The sequence below is a fragment of the Halobacterium sp. NMX12-1 genome (genome assembly GCF_040435975.1).
In the GTDB taxonomy this organism is placed as follows: Archaea; Halobacteriota; Halobacteria; order Halobacteriales; family Halobacteriaceae; genus Halobacterium; species Halobacterium hubeiense.
Map to the genome: position 1 here is coordinate 152,173 of NZ_CP159204.1, position 15,551 is coordinate 167,723.

22 protein-coding genes are annotated in these 15,551 nt (G+C 68.5%); 9 read left to right on the forward strand and 13 right to left on the reverse strand.

The window, feature by feature from the left end:
- Positions 1-37: 37 nt before the first annotated feature.
- The 4 genes from ABSL23_RS02110 to ABSL23_RS02125 all read left to right on the forward strand — a co-directional run bounded on the left by ABSL23_RS02110 (position 38) and on the right by ABSL23_RS02125 (position 2,812).
- Positions 38-1,090 carry a phosphoribosylaminoimidazolesuccinocarboxamide synthase gene (locus tag ABSL23_RS02110; RefSeq protein WP_353634573.1) on the forward strand — a complete coding sequence of 351 codons (1,053 nt, stop codon included), beginning with the start codon at positions 38-40 and terminating at the stop codon, positions 1,088-1,090.
- The gene (locus ABSL23_RS02115; protein WP_059057625.1) at positions 1,087-1,422 is read left to right on the forward strand and encodes a hypothetical protein; all 336 of its coding nucleotides are present in this window, start codon (positions 1,087-1,089) and stop codon (positions 1,420-1,422) included. Before ABSL23_RS02110 ends, ABSL23_RS02115 begins: the two co-directional genes overlap by 4 nt.
- Positions 1,407-1,631, forward strand: a complete 225-nt coding sequence (locus ABSL23_RS02120) for a hypothetical protein (RefSeq protein WP_353634574.1) — start codon at positions 1,407-1,409, stop codon at positions 1,629-1,631. Before ABSL23_RS02115 ends, ABSL23_RS02120 begins: the two co-directional genes overlap by 16 nt.
- Before the next feature lie 101 nt (positions 1,632-1,732).
- A complete protein-coding gene (locus tag ABSL23_RS02125) occupies positions 1,733-2,812 on the forward strand; it encodes an archaeosine biosynthesis radical SAM protein RaSEA (protein ID WP_059057627.1) in 1,080 nt (359 codons plus the stop codon).
- A gap of 6 nt (positions 2,813-2,818) precedes the next feature.
- Here ABSL23_RS02125 and purQ read toward each other — a convergent pair whose 3' ends face one another.
- Complete coding sequence (gene purQ, locus ABSL23_RS02130) at positions 2,819-3,493, reverse strand: phosphoribosylformylglycinamidine synthase I (RefSeq protein ID WP_059058292.1); 675 nt, start codon at positions 3,491-3,493, stop codon at positions 2,819-2,821.
- A gap of 79 nt (positions 3,494-3,572) precedes the next feature.
- Positions 3,573-3,827: a phosphoribosylformylglycinamidine synthase subunit PurS gene (purS, locus tag ABSL23_RS02135; protein WP_059057628.1), complete on the reverse strand. Its 255-nt coding sequence runs from the start codon at positions 3,825-3,827 to the stop codon at positions 3,573-3,575.
- 134 nt (positions 3,828-3,961) lie between these two features.
- Between purS and ABSL23_RS02140 the strand changes: the two genes are divergently transcribed.
- Positions 3,962-4,975, forward strand: a complete 1,014-nt coding sequence (locus ABSL23_RS02140; RefSeq protein ID WP_353634575.1) for a formyltransferase family protein — start codon at positions 3,962-3,964, stop codon at positions 4,973-4,975.
- Here the strand turns inward: ABSL23_RS02140 and ABSL23_RS02145 are convergent.
- Both ABSL23_RS02145 and arcS read right to left on the reverse strand, forming a co-directional pair.
- On the reverse strand, positions 4,972-5,394 hold the full coding sequence (locus tag ABSL23_RS02145; protein ID WP_353634576.1) for a CBS domain-containing protein: 423 nt from the start codon (positions 5,392-5,394) through the stop codon (positions 4,972-4,974). The two genes, ABSL23_RS02140 and ABSL23_RS02145, sit on opposite strands and share 4 nt — an antisense overlap.
- A gap of 45 nt (positions 5,395-5,439) precedes the next feature.
- Positions 5,440-7,194: an archaeosine synthase subunit alpha gene (gene arcS / locus ABSL23_RS02150; RefSeq protein WP_353634577.1), complete on the reverse strand. Its 1,755-nt coding sequence runs from the start codon at positions 7,192-7,194 to the stop codon at positions 5,440-5,442.
- Positions 7,195-7,256: 62 nt separating this feature from the next.
- On the opposite strand from arcS, the gene ABSL23_RS02155 reads away from it, so the two are divergent.
- Positions 7,257-8,528 carry a PQQ-binding-like beta-propeller repeat protein gene (locus ABSL23_RS02155; RefSeq protein WP_353634578.1) on the forward strand — a complete coding sequence of 424 codons (1,272 nt, stop codon included), beginning with the start codon at positions 7,257-7,259 and terminating at the stop codon, positions 8,526-8,528.
- On the opposite strand, the gene tgtA is transcribed toward ABSL23_RS02155, so the two are convergent.
- The 6 genes from tgtA to ABSL23_RS02185 form a co-directional block, all read right to left on the reverse strand.
- Positions 8,525-9,994, reverse strand: coding sequence for a tRNA guanosine(15) transglycosylase TgtA (gene tgtA / locus ABSL23_RS02160; RefSeq protein ID WP_353634579.1), 1,470 nt, complete (start codon positions 9,992-9,994; stop codon positions 8,525-8,527). The genes ABSL23_RS02155 and tgtA overlap by 4 nt on opposite strands.
- 40 nt (positions 9,995-10,034) lie before the next feature.
- The gene (locus ABSL23_RS02165) at positions 10,035-10,208 is read right to left on the reverse strand and encodes a hypothetical protein (RefSeq protein ID WP_169793411.1); all 174 of its coding nucleotides are present in this window, start codon (positions 10,206-10,208) and stop codon (positions 10,035-10,037) included.
- A gap of 37 nt (positions 10,209-10,245) precedes the next feature.
- The gene (locus ABSL23_RS02170; protein ID WP_353634580.1) at positions 10,246-10,803 is read right to left on the reverse strand and encodes an NUDIX hydrolase; all 558 of its coding nucleotides are present in this window, start codon (positions 10,801-10,803) and stop codon (positions 10,246-10,248) included.
- Between the two features lie 49 nt (positions 10,804-10,852).
- Entirely contained in the window at positions 10,853-11,368 is a 516-nt protein-coding gene (locus tag ABSL23_RS02175) for a hypothetical protein (protein ID WP_353634581.1), read from the reverse strand.
- Between the two features lie 39 nt (positions 11,369-11,407).
- Positions 11,408-11,944 carry an AAA family ATPase gene (locus tag ABSL23_RS02180; protein WP_353634582.1) on the reverse strand — a complete coding sequence of 179 codons (537 nt, stop codon included), beginning with the start codon at positions 11,942-11,944 and terminating at the stop codon, positions 11,408-11,410.
- Positions 11,945-12,007: 63 nt separating this feature from the next.
- Positions 12,008-12,160, reverse strand: coding sequence for a hypothetical protein (locus tag ABSL23_RS02185; RefSeq protein ID WP_353634583.1), 153 nt, complete (start codon positions 12,158-12,160; stop codon positions 12,008-12,010).
- Between the two features lie 279 nt (positions 12,161-12,439).
- Between ABSL23_RS02185 and ABSL23_RS02190 the strand changes: the two genes are divergently transcribed.
- A complete protein-coding gene (locus ABSL23_RS02190; protein WP_353634584.1) occupies positions 12,440-12,877 on the forward strand; it encodes a type IV pilin in 438 nt (145 codons plus the stop codon).
- A gap of 179 nt (positions 12,878-13,056) precedes the next feature.
- Here ABSL23_RS02190 and ABSL23_RS02195 read toward each other — a convergent pair whose 3' ends face one another.
- Genes ABSL23_RS02195 through ABSL23_RS02205 form a run of 3 tightly spaced genes read right to left on the reverse strand, consistent with a single transcriptional unit; the run spans position 13,057 to position 14,494 of the window.
- Entirely contained in the window at positions 13,057-14,118 is a 1,062-nt protein-coding gene (locus tag ABSL23_RS02195) for a tyrosine-type recombinase/integrase (RefSeq protein ID WP_353634585.1), read from the reverse strand.
- Positions 14,115-14,258 (reverse strand): hypothetical protein, encoded by a 144-nt coding sequence (locus ABSL23_RS02200; RefSeq protein WP_353634586.1) that lies wholly within the window; start codon positions 14,256-14,258, stop codon positions 14,115-14,117. Before ABSL23_RS02200 ends, ABSL23_RS02195 begins: the two co-directional genes overlap by 4 nt.
- A complete protein-coding gene (locus ABSL23_RS02205) occupies positions 14,255-14,494 on the reverse strand; it encodes a hypothetical protein (RefSeq protein ID WP_353634587.1) in 240 nt (79 codons plus the stop codon). The genes ABSL23_RS02200 and ABSL23_RS02205 overlap by 4 nt, the downstream gene beginning before the upstream one ends.
- Positions 14,495-14,924: 430 nt before the next feature.
- Here ABSL23_RS02205 and ABSL23_RS02210 point away from each other — a divergent pair, with 430 nt between their 5' ends.
- Together ABSL23_RS02210 and ABSL23_RS02215 are read left to right on the forward strand one after the other, a co-directional pair.
- A complete protein-coding gene (locus ABSL23_RS02210) occupies positions 14,925-15,239 on the forward strand; it encodes a hypothetical protein (protein ID WP_353634588.1) in 315 nt (104 codons plus the stop codon).
- Complete coding sequence (locus tag ABSL23_RS02215; protein WP_353634589.1) at positions 15,236-15,541, forward strand: repressor phrH2; 306 nt, start codon at positions 15,236-15,238, stop codon at positions 15,539-15,541. Before ABSL23_RS02210 ends, ABSL23_RS02215 begins: the two co-directional genes overlap by 4 nt.
- Positions 15,542-15,551: the final 10 nt, after the last annotated feature.

A 15,551-nucleotide genomic window follows, 5' to 3' on the forward strand; every position in this document is an offset into this window, starting at 1 on the left:
TGAAAGATTGATGGTGGTCGGCGCCGGGCGTACAGCCATGACGAGCGTCAAGACCCTCCGCGTCGAGGCGGCGGCGACCCGGGACGCGCTCGGCCGGGGCGTCTTCGAGTTCAGCGACCGCTACTCCGTGTTCGACTGGGGGGAGATGCCCGACCTGATTCCCGGGAAGGGAGCGAGCCTCTGCACGATGGGCGCGTTCAACTTTGAACTCCTCGAAACCGAGGGCGTCCCGACGCACTACGAAGGCGTCCGGAACAGCGACGGCGAGACCGTCCCGCTGGCGGACGCCGACGAACCGCCGACGGAGATGGTCATCGCGCTCACGCAGGTCCCGGACCTCCCCTTCGAGGGGCACGACGCCGGCGACGCCGACGACGCCATCTACGGCGGCTACGACTACGGCGCGTACCACGCCGCCGCGGACGGCAACTACCTCGTCCCCCTCGAAGTCGTCTTCCGGAACAGCGTCCCCGTCGGGTCGAGCCTCCGCAAGCGCCGCGACCCCGCGGAGTTCGACCTCGACTGCGACGAGTGGCCCGACGAGCCACTCGACCTCCCCGAGCCGGTCGTGGAGTTCTCCACGAAGTACGAGGAGCAGGACCGCTACCTCTCCCGCGAGGAGGCCGACGCCATCGCGGGCGCGGCGAGCATCGAGGAACTGGAATCGCTCGCGCGCCGCGTGAACGAGGTCGTCACCGAGCGCGCCGAGGACGCCGGCTTCACGCACGAGGACGGGAAAATCGAGTGCCTGTACGTGGACGGCGAGGTTCGGGTCGCGGACATCGCGGGGACGTTCGACGAGAACCGCTTCGCGTACGAGGGCCGGGAAGTGTCGAAGGAGGTCGTCCGGCAGTACTACAAGCGCACCGACCCCGAGTGGGTCGAGGCCGTCGGCGACGCCAAAGCAGAAGCCGACGAGCGCGGCGTCGCGGACTGGCGCGAACTCTGCGAGGCGTCCCCGGACCCGCTCCCCCCGGAACTCGTGCAGGCGACCGCGGACATGTACGCCGCGGGCGCGAACCGCTACACGGACCACGAGTGGTTCGACGCGCCGCCGCTGGCCGACGCCCTCGACGCCTTCGAGGCGTGACGCCGCGACGCTGGCGCGTCCTCGCCGTCCTCTCGATAGCCGCCGTGCTCGCGGGGTCGCTGGCGCCCGGTTCGACGGGCGGCGGGCTGCCCGCGGGCGCGGACAAGCTCCTGCACGCGGTCGGCTACGCGACCATCGCGGTCTCGCTTTCGGGCGCGCGGCGAGCCGAGACAGGGCGCGCGCTCGTCTCGGTGGTGCTGGCTGCGGCGCTGCTCGGCGTCGGCATCGAAGTCGTGCAGCCGACGGTCGGGCGGACCGCGAGCGTCCTCGACGCGGCCGCGAACCTTCTGGGCGCGTCGGCCGGCGCGGTCGGCTGGTGGGTCGCGACTTGACCGCGCTGGCGGCCGCCGCTACCACGAAGTACATCAACGCGGAGCCGCGAGTAACGGGCATGCTGAAACGTGCCGGCGTCATCGACGCGACGGTCGGGCACAGCTCGCGAATCGGCGTCTCGGTTCCCAACAGCGGCGAAGACGACGACGAGCAGCGCGCGGCGGGGCTCGCCGGGCTGCTGTCGTGGTGCCGTCGCCTCGCGCACTGATTCTCGGAACCCAGCGATTCGACGGCAAGACAGCCTGTTCTCGACGTGCGGGAGCACGACCAGACGAAGCCGCTTTACGCCCGCGACGACACCAACTAGCCATGAGCGAGCCGAGCGCGGAGGTCTACGAGCAGGGGCGGGGGATGGACGCCCACAATCAGGTGATGCGGGAGCTGCGCGACGAGAAGGGCGCGAAAGACTACGCCCCCGACGAGCCCACCCGCGTCTGGCTGGACGAGGACAACACGCCGGACGGCGTCTACCAGAGCCTCACCATCATCCTCAACACCGGCGGGTGTCGGTGGGCGCGCGCCGGCGGCTGTACGATGTGCGGGTACGTCGCCGAGTCCGTGGAGGGCGGGTCGGTCGCCCACGAGGACCTGATGGCCCAGATAGACGCCTGCCTCGAACACGAACAGGAGGAGGCCGACGAGGCCAGCGGCCTGATTAAAATCTACACGAGCGGGTCGTTCCTCGACGAGCGCGAGGTGCCCGCCGAGACGCGGCAGGCCATCGCCGAGACGTTCGCGGACCGCGAGCGCATCGTCGTCGAGAGCCTGCCGGACTTCGTGGACCAGCCGAAAATCGAGGACTTCACCGAGGTCGGGCTGGAGACGGACGTCGCAATCGGCCTGGAGACCGCGACGGACCGCGTGCGCCACGACTGCGTGAACAAGTACTTCGACTTCAGCGACTTCGAGGACGCGTGCGCGGAGGCCCGCGAGGCCGACGCCGGTGTGAAGGCGTACCTCCTGATGAAGCCGCCGTTCCTCTCGGAGTCCGAAGCCGTCGAGGACATGAAGAAGTCCGTCCGCGAGTGCGCCGAGGTCGAGGGCTGTCACACGGTGTCGATGAATCCGACGAACGTCCAGCGGTACACGATGGTCGACCAGCTGCACTTCCGGGGGGGCTACCGGCCGCCGTGGCTCTGGTCGGTCGCTGAGGTACTCGAATCCACCGCGGACGCCGACGCTATCGTCGTCTCGGACCCCGTCGGCCACGGCAGCGACCGCGGCCCGCACAACTGCGGCGAGTGCGACGACCTCGTGCAGGAGGCCATCAAGGACTTCGACCTCCGGCAGGACCCCTCCGTCTTCTCCGAGGTGTCCTGCGAGTGCGAGGCGACGTGGGAGGCGGTAATCGAGCGCGAGACGAGCTACAACCTCCCGCTGGCCGAGTAGCTGTTTCTACGCGAACGCTTCGAGGACGCCCTGCCCGTCCGTCAGCCCGAGTTCGGGGAGCGTCGCGCGCTCGGGGTGGGGCATCAGCACCGCAACGGAGTCGCGCTCGCCGAGCACGCCCGCGACCGCGCCCGTGGAGCCGTTCGGGTTCGCTTCCTCGGACATCTCGCCGTCCTCGTCGCAGTAGCGGAACAGCACGCGGTCCTCGCTGACGAGGTCGTCGTAGCGCTGGTCGTCGATTTCGAAGCGGCCCTCGCCGTGCGCGATGGGGAGCGTGAGCACGTCGCCCTCGTCGTAGGCGGCCGTGAACGGCGTGTCGGCGTTCTCCACGCGGACGTTGACGTGCTCGCACTGGAAGCGCGCGCTCGCGTTCGTCGTGAACGCGCCGGGCGTGAGCTTCGACTCGCAGCCGATTTGGGCGCCGTTGCAGACGCCGAGGACGGGCACGCCGTCGTCCGCGAGGTCGCGCACGTCGTCCATAATCGGGGAGCGGGCGGCCATCGCGCCGGCGCGGAGGTAGTCGCCGTACGAGAACCCGCCGGGGAGGACGACGCCCGTGGTGTCCGCGGGGAGGGCGTCCTCGTGCCAGACGATTTCGGCGTCCACGCCGAGCGCGTCCAGCGCGCGGACGGCGTCCCGGTCGCAGTTCGAGCCGCCGAAGCGAATAACGGAGACAGTCACGCGAGCCACCCCCGGTGGCGAGTGTGACGTCGAAAGTCGCAGCCCGCGCAGCGAAGCGAGCGGGCCCGTCTTTCGGAAGTCATTCGCGCTCCGTGACCGCCACGTCGTAGTCGTGGATGGTCGGGTTCGCGAGCAGGCGGTCGGCCATCTCGCCCGCGCGTTCGGCCGCCTCGTCGCTGTCGGCGGCCTCCAGGTCGATTTCGAAGCGGTCCGCCGAGCGCAGGTCCCCGAGTTCGAAGCCCAGTCGTTTGAGGGCCTTCTGGGTGGTCTCGGCCTCCGGGTCGAGGACCCCGTGCTTGAGTCGGACCGTCACCGTCGCGGTGTACGCGGTCATCGCGCTGATGTGTGCGTTCGTGGTCAAAGACTCTTTTGGAAGCGCACGAAGATACACGAGCGTGCATACTGTCGGCTACGCGGATTCCTGCGCGAAGGACGCCGCTTATGTCCGCCGACGCCCTGGGTGCGTGTATGCCGAAGCCGAACGGCAGTCCGGAGGCGGCAGCGCCGACGAGTGACCTCACCGAAATCACGGTCGTGGGAGCCGACCGCACCGGAATCGTCGCGGAGGTCACCGGACTGCTGTTCGAGCACGGGGTCAACATCGAGGACATCGAGCAGACCGTCCGCGACGGCGTCTTCCGCATGACGCTGCTGGCGGACACGACCCCCATCGACGACGCCGACGACCGCTGGGAGGCCGAGGACGAGGCCGAGCCCGCGGACCTCGCGGGCGACGCGACGACGCGGGCGGCGTTCCGCGAGCGCCTCGCCGACATCGGCGACGAGCTCGGCGTGGACGTCCGTGTACGCTTCCCCGACGAGCGCGACGAGGGCGTCGCCGTCCTCGTCACGAAAGAGGACCACTGCCTGCGCGCGCTCCTCGACGAGGACCTCGACGCCGAGATTCGCGTCGTCGTCGGGAACCACCCCGACCTCGAATCCGTCGCGCGCGAGCACGACGTCCCGTTCTACGACATCGGCGACGACTCCGGGACGCCCGACGAGGAGCGCCTGCTGGACCTGCTCGACGAGTACGACATCGACCTCGTCGTGCTCGCGCGGTACATGCGCATCCTCAGCCCGGACGTCGTCTTCCGGTACGCGGGCCGCATCATCAACATCCACCCGAGCCTGCTGCCCGCGTTCCCGGGCGCGCAGGCGTATCGGCAGGCCGTGGAAGAAGGCGTGCGGGTCGCGGGCGTCACCGCTCACTACGTCACCACGGACCTCGACCAGGGGCCGATTCTCACGCAGCGCGCGTTCGACGTGCCCCCGGAGGCCACCACCGAGGACGTGAAAGACCGCGGCCAGCCACTCGAAGCCGACGCACTCGTGGAGGCCGTCCGCGTCCACCTCGCCGGCGACGCGACGGTGCGCCGCGGCAGCGTCGAGGTCACGGGCGACCACCAGTTCGGGATGCCCGACGAGGCCAGCGCGGCGAACCCCGACGCGCCCGTTGACGCGCCGCCCGCCGACGACTAGTCCTCCCACTCCGTCCTGCGTTCGTCCGTCTCGTGCGCCTCCCTGAGCAGGTCGTCCTGGGCCTCCAGCAGGTCCGTCGCCGTGACGACGCCGACGACGTCGAGGCCGTCCGCGACCGGGAGGTGGTGGACGCCGTAGTCGAACATCTGCGCGGCCGCCGCGCGAACGGTCGCCGACGGCTCGACGGTAATCAGCGGGTGGCTCGCCGCCGCGTAGACGGGAATCTCGCTGAGCGGGCGGTCGTGCTCGTGGCCCGCGGTCATCACGTCCACCTTCGTCAGAATCCCCGCGGGGTTGCCGTCCTTCTCGACGACGACGCTCCCGGTCTCGCGGTCGAGCATCCGCCCGACAGCGTCGCGGACGCTCTCCTCGGCGTCGATGGCGAGGACGTCCGTGGACATCACGTTGCGGACGCGCATAGAGAAGAGTTCACACACCACGGGCGTAGCTCTTTCGCCCGGCCGCTACTTCGGGTCGCTGTGCCGCACGTCGACGGCCATCCCGCGCGTCGCGTCCGCCATCGCCGGCCCGGGCATCGACGCGCGCCCGATGGCGAACGCCGCCGGCCCCTCGACGACGACCTCGTCGCCCACGCGAATGTCGTCGTCGGCGTCCACGACCCCCGGCGCGAGCACGCTGCCCTCGGGGACGAACGCGTCGATTGCCACGCGCTTCGTGGGCGCGTCGCTGGCGACCCACTTGCGCGCGCCGGCGAGCGTCAGCGACAGCGTCCCGTACTGCGGGACCAGCGCCGCCAACTGCTCGCCGTCGCCGTCTAAGGCCTGCAGTTTCGGGTAGCGGCCCTGCACCGTGAGGTCGCCGAACAGCGCGTCGCCCGCGCCGTCACCGAGGAAGTAGTCCGCGACCGCTCGCAGCGTCGCCTTCTCGCGCTCCTCGACCCAGATCTTGTCCTCGCCGGCGAGCGCGGCGTTCAGCTCGCCGAGGCTCTCGTCGGTCGTCGGGTGGTCCTCGACAGTGAACTCGAAGGGGACGTCCACTTGGTCGGCGACGCGCTCGCAGATGTCGCGGTAGCCCTCCTCGGGGACGTGCGCGATGACGCGCGGGTAGTCCGTGCGGTCGATGTACCGCTTGAGGACGCGCGCGACGAAGTCCTTCTCCTCCTCGCTCCACCGCCCCGTCACCACGCTGTCGTAGTGCTGGGCGGGGTAGGTGAGTTCCAGTTCCTGCGGGACGACGCCGATGGGCGAGGTCATCGAGACGACGTGCGCGCGGTAGCTGGCGGCGTCCTGGAACTGGCGGTGGCTCTGACTCTCGCTGTACGGCTTCTTCGCCGAACACGGCACGAGCAGGAGAGGATGGCCGTCGAGGCGCTTCTGGTAGCGCGTGGTCACGCGCTCGGCGAAGCGCTGAATCTCCACGCGCCGGAGCGCGTCCTCGGTCGCCGACAGCAACAGCGAGTCCCGCATCACGGGCGTGCGCTCCTCCACGTAGCCGTACTGCTGGTCGAACTCGCGGAACGCCGCGGTCACCCACGCCTCGTGGCGGGCCTGTCCCTCCACGTAGTCGCGCAGGCGGCCGTCCCGAATCCGGCGGCGGACGCGCCCCAGCTCGGCCTTCAACGCGTTCACGTTGTGGTCGACGCAGTCCTCGCGGTCGAACGCCGCGACCGGTTGCTGGCACGCCGGACACGAGCACGGCAGTTCGTCGAGGTCTTCGAGGTCGTAGGCGCCCTCGCTGGTGAGGTAGCGGCCCTGCGTCCCGCGGACGACGGCGCGGTCGGCGTCCACGAGGTCCACGCCCGCGTAGACGAGCACGGCGACGTTCCGCGGCGTCGCCACGCCGGAGAGGTACAGCGCGGTGTCGTCTGGAATCGCTTCGCGGGTGTCGACGACGGCGTCCCGGAACGCCGCGCCGTGCCCGACGATACCCGGGGCGCCCGACAGCACGTACGCGTCGGCGCCGTAGTCGTCGGCGGTCTGCGGGGAGACGACCGCCGCGCTCGGGAAGTCCACGTCCGGGTAGTCGGGCGCGAACGACTCCTGCACCTCTTCGGCGGTCCCGGACGGGAAGCCGCGGTACGGGAGCACGGTCAGCGCGGACTCGTCGCCCTCGGGCGGGTCCTGCCGCTGGACCCACTCGTTGCCCGCGTCCTCGACGACGTCGTCCGCGAGCGTCGGCGTCGTCACCGACTCGGCGAGCCGGAGTTCGCCCACGCGCGCCGCGACGTCGCGCGCGTGCACTTCGAAGTACTCGGTCATACAGCGTCGTGGGGGCCGCGCGCCCAATTGCCTTGCCTTTCGACGGAAAGCACTTGTCGGCGATGCGACAACCACCGGCGATGCGCTCGCCCTCCAGACGCGACGTGCTCGCCGCCAGCGGCGGCCTCCTCGCAGGGCTCGCGGGCGGCTACGTCGCTCGCCCCCGTTTCGACACCGAGTCCCCGCCCGACCCCGCACCGCTCGCGTGGGCCGACACCGAGTGGCCGTACCCCGACTACGACCCACAGAGAACCCGGAATCCGCCGCCCGAGAGCACGCCGGACGGCGAGTTCGACGAGCAGTGGCGGCAGTCATTCGAGCGCGTATTCGAGCGTGCACTACCTGTAGCGTCGAACGGTAGCGTCTACACCGCGAGTACCGACGCCCGCCACGCTCGGCTCGACGCGTTCGCACTCCACGACGGCGAGCGAGACTGGCAGCACGAGTACACCGCCGAGACATCGACGAGACGGCCTCGCGTACTCGCGCCCGGCGACGGCGCCTACTATCGGTTCGTCCAGACTCAAACCGCCCCGCTCGGGCTGGCGGCGGCGCAGAGCGGCGAAGTCGCGTGGCACGTCTCGGACCCGCCACGGGGCGGCTGGACCGTCGGCGCCGGACGCCTCTACTATGGAAACCGGAGTACCGGAAAACTCCACGTCTACGACGCACGCACCGGAGAGGGTCTGTGGACGACGCGTGTGGACGACGAGCGCCTCGTCGTGCGGTCGTTCCACCCGCGGCACGGCGTATTCGCCACGTCACTCGGGAGGCTGTACGCCCTCGACCCCGCGGACGGGAGCACGCGCTGGGACTACCCCGTCAACCACCACGTGCAAAACGGTCCCATCGTCACAGACGAGCGAGCATTCGTCGGGACGTGGAACAGCGACAAGCGCCGCGTCGCGGCGCTCGACGCGGCTGCCGGCGAGCACCTGTGGACGTACCCGAGGTCCCCCGCGATGGTCGAGTCGAAGGAGGGGGCCACAGTGTACTGGTTCGAGGTCGGCGCCGCCGCCGGCGGCACGCTGCTCGTCAACGAGTACCGCGTCGACTCGCGGCCGGACGCGCTCCACGCCGTCGACGTCGCCTCGGGCGACCGGCGCTGGCGCGTGGAACCACCCGAGGGCGCGAAAGGGCTCTCGAAACCGACGGTCGTGGACGGCGAGGTGTTCGTCTGCACGACCAACGACCGGACGGCACTCTCGGTACTCGACCTCCAAGACGGCTCCGTGAAGCGTTCGCGGCCGCTACCCGGCTACTGTCCGAGTCCGGTCGTGACCGACGGGAAAATCTTCCTGCAGCTGTCCGAAGCACTGCTGGCGTTCGCCTAGTCTTCTGCCGAGATGTCCACAGTCTCGACGCGAGCGGGCACGCGGTCCAGCGCGGAGTCGGGCCACCCGCGGTGCGCGAGCGTGAACTCCGTCTCGGGGTTGGCTTCGGCGAGCGCGGCGACGCCGTCGGCGGCCGCCTCGTAGCCCGCGCGGTCCATCCGGTCGGGCGTCTCGGCGGTCAGCGGGTACGTCGTGGACAGCGAGCGCGGGTAGGGGCCGAACGGCGGGAGGACGTTCCACCACTCGTCGAAGCGGTCGTTCCCCGAGCCCTCGGTGAGGAGCACGTCGCCCTCCGGGGAGAGGCGTTCGAGCCGGCGGTGGTGGCGCACGACCTCCGGGCGGCGCGCGCTGTCCGCCGAGGTGTAGAAGAAGGCGTCCTTGCTCGCGGGGTCGGTCTGCTCCAGCTGCTCGCTGTGGTCGAGGAGCGCGCGGAACCCATCGAGGGTGCGGGGATGAGCGTGCGCGCGGGCTTCCACGAGTTCCATCAGGTTCCCGGACTTGATGGCCTGCTTGACGCGTCGGAGTTCGCCGAAGGAGACGTGGAGGTTGTGCTCGGCGAGCAGTTCCTCGCGCGCGGCGTCGCCCATGCGCTCGACCTCGTCGGGCGTGTGCTCGGTGCAGACCGGGCACTCGCAGGGGAAGTAGTGGAGGCTGTCGAGGTGTTCGGTGCCGTGGACGGTGAGGTAGCGGTCGTCGCGGGCGTAGATAGCGTACGCCGCCGAGTCGAGGAGGTCGCAGCCCAGCGCCGCGGCGAGCGCGAACATCATCGGGTGGCCCGCGCCGAAGAGGTGGACCGGCGCGTCCCGGCCGAGCCCGCGCTTCGCGGCGAGGACGGTCTCGGCGACGTCGTCGTAGCGGTACTGGTTCATCATCGGCACGACCGCGCCCACGGGGAACAAGTCGAGGTCCGTGTTGTACGCGTGCCGGGCGGCCTCTTCGCGGAGGTCCGGGTACGTCGCGCCCTGCACGGGCGCGTTCACGAGCATGTCGCCGACGTCCACGGTCTCGGCGAGTTCGAGGCGCTCCTGCGTGGTCGCGAGTTCCTCTTCGGCCTGCTCGCGGCTGGCGTCCGGCGGCGTCGGGATGTCCACGGGCGTCCCGATGTCGCTGCCGACGTCGTGCTGGAACTGGAGAATCTCCTCGGTCGTCGTCTCTATCTCGCCGTACTCCGCGAGCTGGAAGCTCCCGGAGTCGGTCATGATGGCGCCGTCGAAGCCCAGCATCTCGTGGAGCCCCTCCTCGCGGGCGCGCTCGTGGAGGTCCGGGTCGTTGTTGATGATGTAGGAGTTCGTGATGAGCATCTCCGCGCCGAACTCCGGGAAGCGGGACGGCTCGACGGTTATCAGGTTCGGGTTGACGACCGGCATCAGCGTCGGCGTCTCGACGGTCACGCCCGCCCGCGGCACCTCCAGCTCGCCGATGCGGGCCGCGCCGTCCTGCGCGGTCACCTCGAAGACCTCTCTCATTACCCTCCGGTAGCCAGCGCCCGCGCGTAAGGGTTTCTTCTCACTCGCTGGTCTCGACGTAGAACACGCGCTCGCGGGGGATGCGGCGGACGGTGCGGCCGTCCTCCGTGGTCACCAGCCAGTGGCCGGTGTCGTCGTTGAAGCCGATATTCGAGTCGCTGGTCTGCCAGTCGGTGACCCCGCCCTCGGGGTCCTCGTAGACGATGACGCCCATACCGGAGTGTCGCGGTCGGCCGCGATAAAGACGGCGGCTACCCGAGTTCGTGGTTCAGCACGCCGAGCGCGGTGCGGCCGTCCCGAATCTCGCCGTCGCCGACGGCTTCGAGCAGGTCGTCGTAGGACTGGGTGGTCACGCGAATTGACTCGTTGAAGTCCAAATCTTGCTCGCCAGTCGGCCGACACCCCTCCGCGAGGAAGTAGTGGTGGACGGCGTCCGCGACGCCGTTCGTCGGCTCGAACTCCGCGAACTTCTCCACGCTGTCCGCCTCGTAGCCGGTCTCCTCCGCGAGTTCGCGGTGCGCGGCCGCCGCGAGGTCCGCGTCCTCGTCCTCGACGCCGCCCGCCGGCAACCCGCGGTTGACGCGGCCGACGGCCTGCCGCCACTCCTCGACGAGCACCACGTCGCCGTCGGGCGTGAACGCCAGCAGGACGACCGCGGGGTCGTCCACGAGGTAGTCGAAGTCCGTCTCCGTGCCGTCCGGCAGCCGGACCTCCTCGTGGGCGACCTCGAACCCCGGGCACTCGTAGGCGACGCTGCGGCTCGTCGTCTCCCACGCCAACGGGTCGACTGGCGAGTCCTCGTCGGTCACGGACCTGGGTTCGCGCCGCGCGGAAAAAAGGCTGCCGCGAGCGCGCGGGCTACTCGACGGTGACCGTGGCGTTGGTCGTCTGCTCGTCGTTGAGCGTCACGCTGACCGTGTAGTTGCCGGGCTCGGCGGGGTTGTTCACGGCCGGGTACTCGACGACGACCACGTCACCGGACGCCAGCGTGTAGCCGGTGTCGAGTTCGACGGTGAACGAGTAGGCGTTGTTGTTGACGCCGCTAATGTGAGTCTCGTTGAACTGCTCGTCGAGTTCGCCGTCACCGTCGGTGTCGACGCCCAGCGAGACGTTCTCGTGTTGCGCGCTCTCGACGGTGAAGTTCTCGCGCGGGTACTCCACGGAGAGGGAGGTCCACTCGCTGCCCGCGACGGAGTCCTCGACGGACAGCCGGATGGACTGGTTCACGCCCGTCGCGTTCGCCGCGGGGTCGCTCGGTTCCACTACGTCGTCGGTCGGCGCCGCGTCGGTGTCGGTGTCGCCGCCGCCGAACGCCGCACAGCCCGCGGTCGCCACGAGCGCCGCGAGCGCTACAGCTACTAGTGTTCGTCGCACGATTCGGCTTCGAGCGAGAACGCGTGAAAGTCTTCTGGCTCAGAACAGCGCTTCGACCTGCTCGCGGGTCGAGTCCAGCCCGCCGGAGTTGTCCACGACGGCGTGCTCGCGCTCGATGCCGTCGAAGGACTCGCGGTACTGCTGGTGGATGGCGAAGTCGGCGTCGCTCTCGTCGTCCGAGCGCTGGCGGATGCGCTCCTCGACGACAGCCTCCTCGCACTCGACTTTCACGAGCGTCGCCGGCACGCCGAGGTCGTCGGCGGTGTGCTCGACGCTGTCCCGGTGCTCGCGGTGCTGGAAGGTACCGTCGAGGACGACGCTGTCCCCGCCGCGCACGACGGCGGCCGCGCGCTCGAACAGTTCCTCGTAGACCGCGCGGAGTTCCGCGTCAGTGTACTCGGGCTCGGGGAACAAGTCGGTCCGAACGACGTCGGTACGCAGTAGCTCCGCGCCGAGCAACTCGGCGACGTGTTCGGCGACAGTCGTCTTCCCCGCCCCCGGCAGCCCGCAGACCACCACGACGCGCGGCTGCTGTTCGGCGTTCGACTCGTTCGCTGTGGCGCACTCCCCGCTCACAGTAATCGAGTGAGAAACGGTGCGCCCGAGATATGAACCTGTGGAATCCGCGTCAGAACGGTGCTACCGCAGTTCGATGCCGGGCTCCTCGCTGAACTCCTCGGCGCACGCCGGACAGAGCGCGAGGTCCATCTCCGTCGGCTCGGCGCTCCCCTGCGTGAACCGGACCGTGTACCCCTGGACGTCTCCCCCGTTACCGCAGTTCGTGCAGGCCATCTGGTCGCTCTACCACGTCGACCCGCGAACCGTTCACGCATTATCAATAATGCTATTTTACGGGCGAGCGCCGCGGCGGTCCCGCACCCGACGCTGACGCGACCGGTGAACCCGCCGAGGACGCGACGACGGAGACTCGTCAGCGCGGTACCACTTGGCGATGGAAGTTAAGTGCACGGAGCAGATAGCACCCGCCAGCACGGATTCGGCAACGGAGGGGGCAGCTCCACACGCGGCGACTCGTCGTCGCAGCCGTTCCGGTCGCGTGCAGCACACACCATGAAGAAAATCAGCTTCGAAACCCCGGACTTCGACGAACGCGGCGTGTCGCCGGTTATCGGCGTCATCCTGATGGTCGCGATTACAGTCATCCTCGCCGCCGTCATCGCCAGCTTCGTCCTCGGCTTCGGCGACTCCGTCAGCGAAAACGTACAGGCAGGGGCAGACATCAGTCAGACCAACGACGGCAACGCCAGCGTCACCTGGATCAGTGAGGGGAACGCACAGTCCCTGAACGTCTCCGTCTCGGGTAACTCTAGTGAAGTCCAGATAGACAGCAGTCCAGTTCTCAACACAGACCTCAGTAGCGTCGGGAATAGTGCAAAAATCACTGCCACGAGTAGCGAAGACGTGACAATCACCGTGACCGCGGTCGGAAGCAGTGGCTCGCGGACGGTCGTGACGCAGGAAGAAGTCACGATTGGCACCGGTAGCTAACGCGGTTTCTCTCTCGGCACGTTCGTTATTTCGCGGCGCTCGTCACGCGAGCGATGGCTGCGACCGCGCAGAGCGAGCGCTGTTCGGTCGAGAGTGCGGGAGAAGTGGGCCGGCACGAATGTGATTCGCGGCGGCTCAGGCCCCTCTCGCGTGCTGTACCGAACGGGTGTGTGGTGTCGTCAGTCATCGGTGAGGTCGAGGTTGTCGAGGTGGTTGCGGCGCTGTTCCATCTGCTGCCGGCGGCGACGCCAGAGTTCCTCCGTCGATGGCTTGTCGTAATACTCCTCGATGACATCGACGCCGGCGTTCACGCGCTGTGAGACGACTTCGATGGGGATGCCGGAGTTCAGTTGCCACGTGATCGAGCCGGTGCGTACGTGGTGGGGTGCGCGGCTCGATGGGCACTTGCTCGCTTGGTCGCGTTCCGTCCAGTCGCAGGACGGTGGTTCCTTCCCGTGCGGGCAGGAGCCGGCCGTACAGGGGAGCGTGGCGAGGTAGCTCCAGACGCGGACGGTGTTGTCGGTGGGTCGGCCGTTCCGGCTCGCGAGAAGCGGCTGGCGGCCGTGGTCGTCGTGGACCTCGTAGCGGTGCTTGTTGAGGTACTGCGAGACGGCGCGGGTCGTCTCGCTGGGGATGCCGACGGCGCGCTCGCCGTGGAGCTTGTTCTTCAGCGGTGTGCCGGTGCTTGGCCGATGGCGGAATTCGAGGCAGTGCTGGTCGCGGTCGAAGTCGCGGACGTCGAGGGCGCGAAGGCCGCCCTGTCGGGCGCCGGTGTACCACGCGAGTTCGAGGAAGACGTGGGCGCGTGTCCCGAATGTCGCCGGGTTGTTCCGGTGGAAGTTGATGAGCGCGAGCGCTTGGTCGCTGTCGAGTTTCGTGTCGCTGGACCGGGCTTCCTCGGGAACGTCGGGAATGGGCACCTTCTCGGCGAGGTCGTCGTCGACGGCGCCGAGCTGCTCCAGGAACTCGCAGAACTTCTTGAGCGTATACATCTCGCCCTCGACGGTGCTGGGGGCGACATCGCCGCTGCGGATGTCGTAATACTCGTTGATGTCGTAGGGCTGGAGGTCGCCGATGCGGGTGATGCCGACGCCCTCGCACCACTCGACGAACAGTTTCAGGCGGCTGTGGAAGCCCTGAACGCTCTTCTCGGTTGAGTCGGTGCGGCGGCGCCGCAGGTAGCGCTCTTTCGCTTCGCGCGGCGTCAGGTCGCTGGGGTCGCGACGGCGGCGTTCGGTCACGAGTAGTTCGCCCCCTCGGCCAGCGCGTGGTTGCGCCGAGCGCGGGCGATGGCGAGCGACGTGGTCGCGGTCTCCAGCTCGCCGACGGACGTCAGGCTCGCCGCGCGCCACTCGTCGGCGGCGTTCGCGCGAGCGCTCATGGCTTCACGCTCGCGAGGTCCTGCTGGTCCTCACTCGTCCGGCGACTCGTCTCGGGCTGGACGTCGCGAAGGTCGTCGGCCCACGACTCCATGTAGTTCTTGACGGCCTCGACGCGCTGATTCAGCATCTCGACGTCGGGCGCGGTGACGGTCGTCTTGATGGTGTCGCGGTCGTCGGTCGACGTCCCGCGCGTGAGCTTCACCGTCGTCGAAAACGCGTCTTCGCCGTCACTCATCGCGACCACCCTGAGAAGCGGCGTTGTGGTCGCAGTCGACGCGGCGAGCGCACTGCCGGCAGAGCGACCGGCCGTCGGCGTTCAGGCCGTCCGGCCGGCGTTCTCCGCACTGGTCACAGGTGGCTTTTTCAGCGGGCGAGTCGTCTGGGCTGTTGCCGGGATGATGTCCCGGCTGCGCGGTTGCGATTGCGTACATGTGCTACCTCGCAAGACCGCGTTACGGGACGTGTTCCAGCACGTCCCGGCCTTCTTCGCCCGACAAAAGTCTTCACACAGCACCGACCAGCGGTCTCGTATCTACCAAATGCAACCCCTGTTTGATATATCTAATGGTGTGCCTAATTGGATATAGTATGCTTATAACCATACAACAGGTTTGAAACGGTATTTTCCGCATTTATAGGGTCTGATAGTGACGAAATAAGGTAAGATGAGATACAGCGGTTCGTGGCAGAGCGTCTGGGATGACCGGATTCTTGAAATAATCGACAAGGAGGGGCCTAGCTCGCCGAAGACCATCTTAGACACGGGTTTAGTCCATATCTCGAAAGGCCATATCTCAACTCGATTGAGTAAGATGGCCGACCATGGACTACTCCATCGACTCCCGAATGGCGTCTACACGCTTACAGAGGCTGGCGAAGCTTACCTCCAAGGCGAGTACGACGCGGAGGCAGAGGAGTTCATCGAGGACCCCGAAGAGTACGAAATCAGTGCGTCTGAGACGGAGGCTAACGGAGCATGAACGTGCGTCGGACGGGAGACTGGATGACGACGCTCGACGACCGGATTCTGGAGTACCTCGACACGGACGCAGCTGCGACGCCGCGGACTATCGCGCGGTCGCGTCGGCGGCCGGTGAGCACGCAGAAGATTCGCGAGCGGCTTCGCGTGCTCGCGCAAGCTGGCTACGTTGAGCCGTGGACCGACGACTACGACTTGTTCTCGCTCACTATCTGGGGGCGGCTGTACCTCGACGGGGAGGCGCGCGCTGACCAGATCGTGCCCGAGCCGAGCCCGCAACGTCCCGGCTACGTGCTGGACTGAGGGGGGTAAT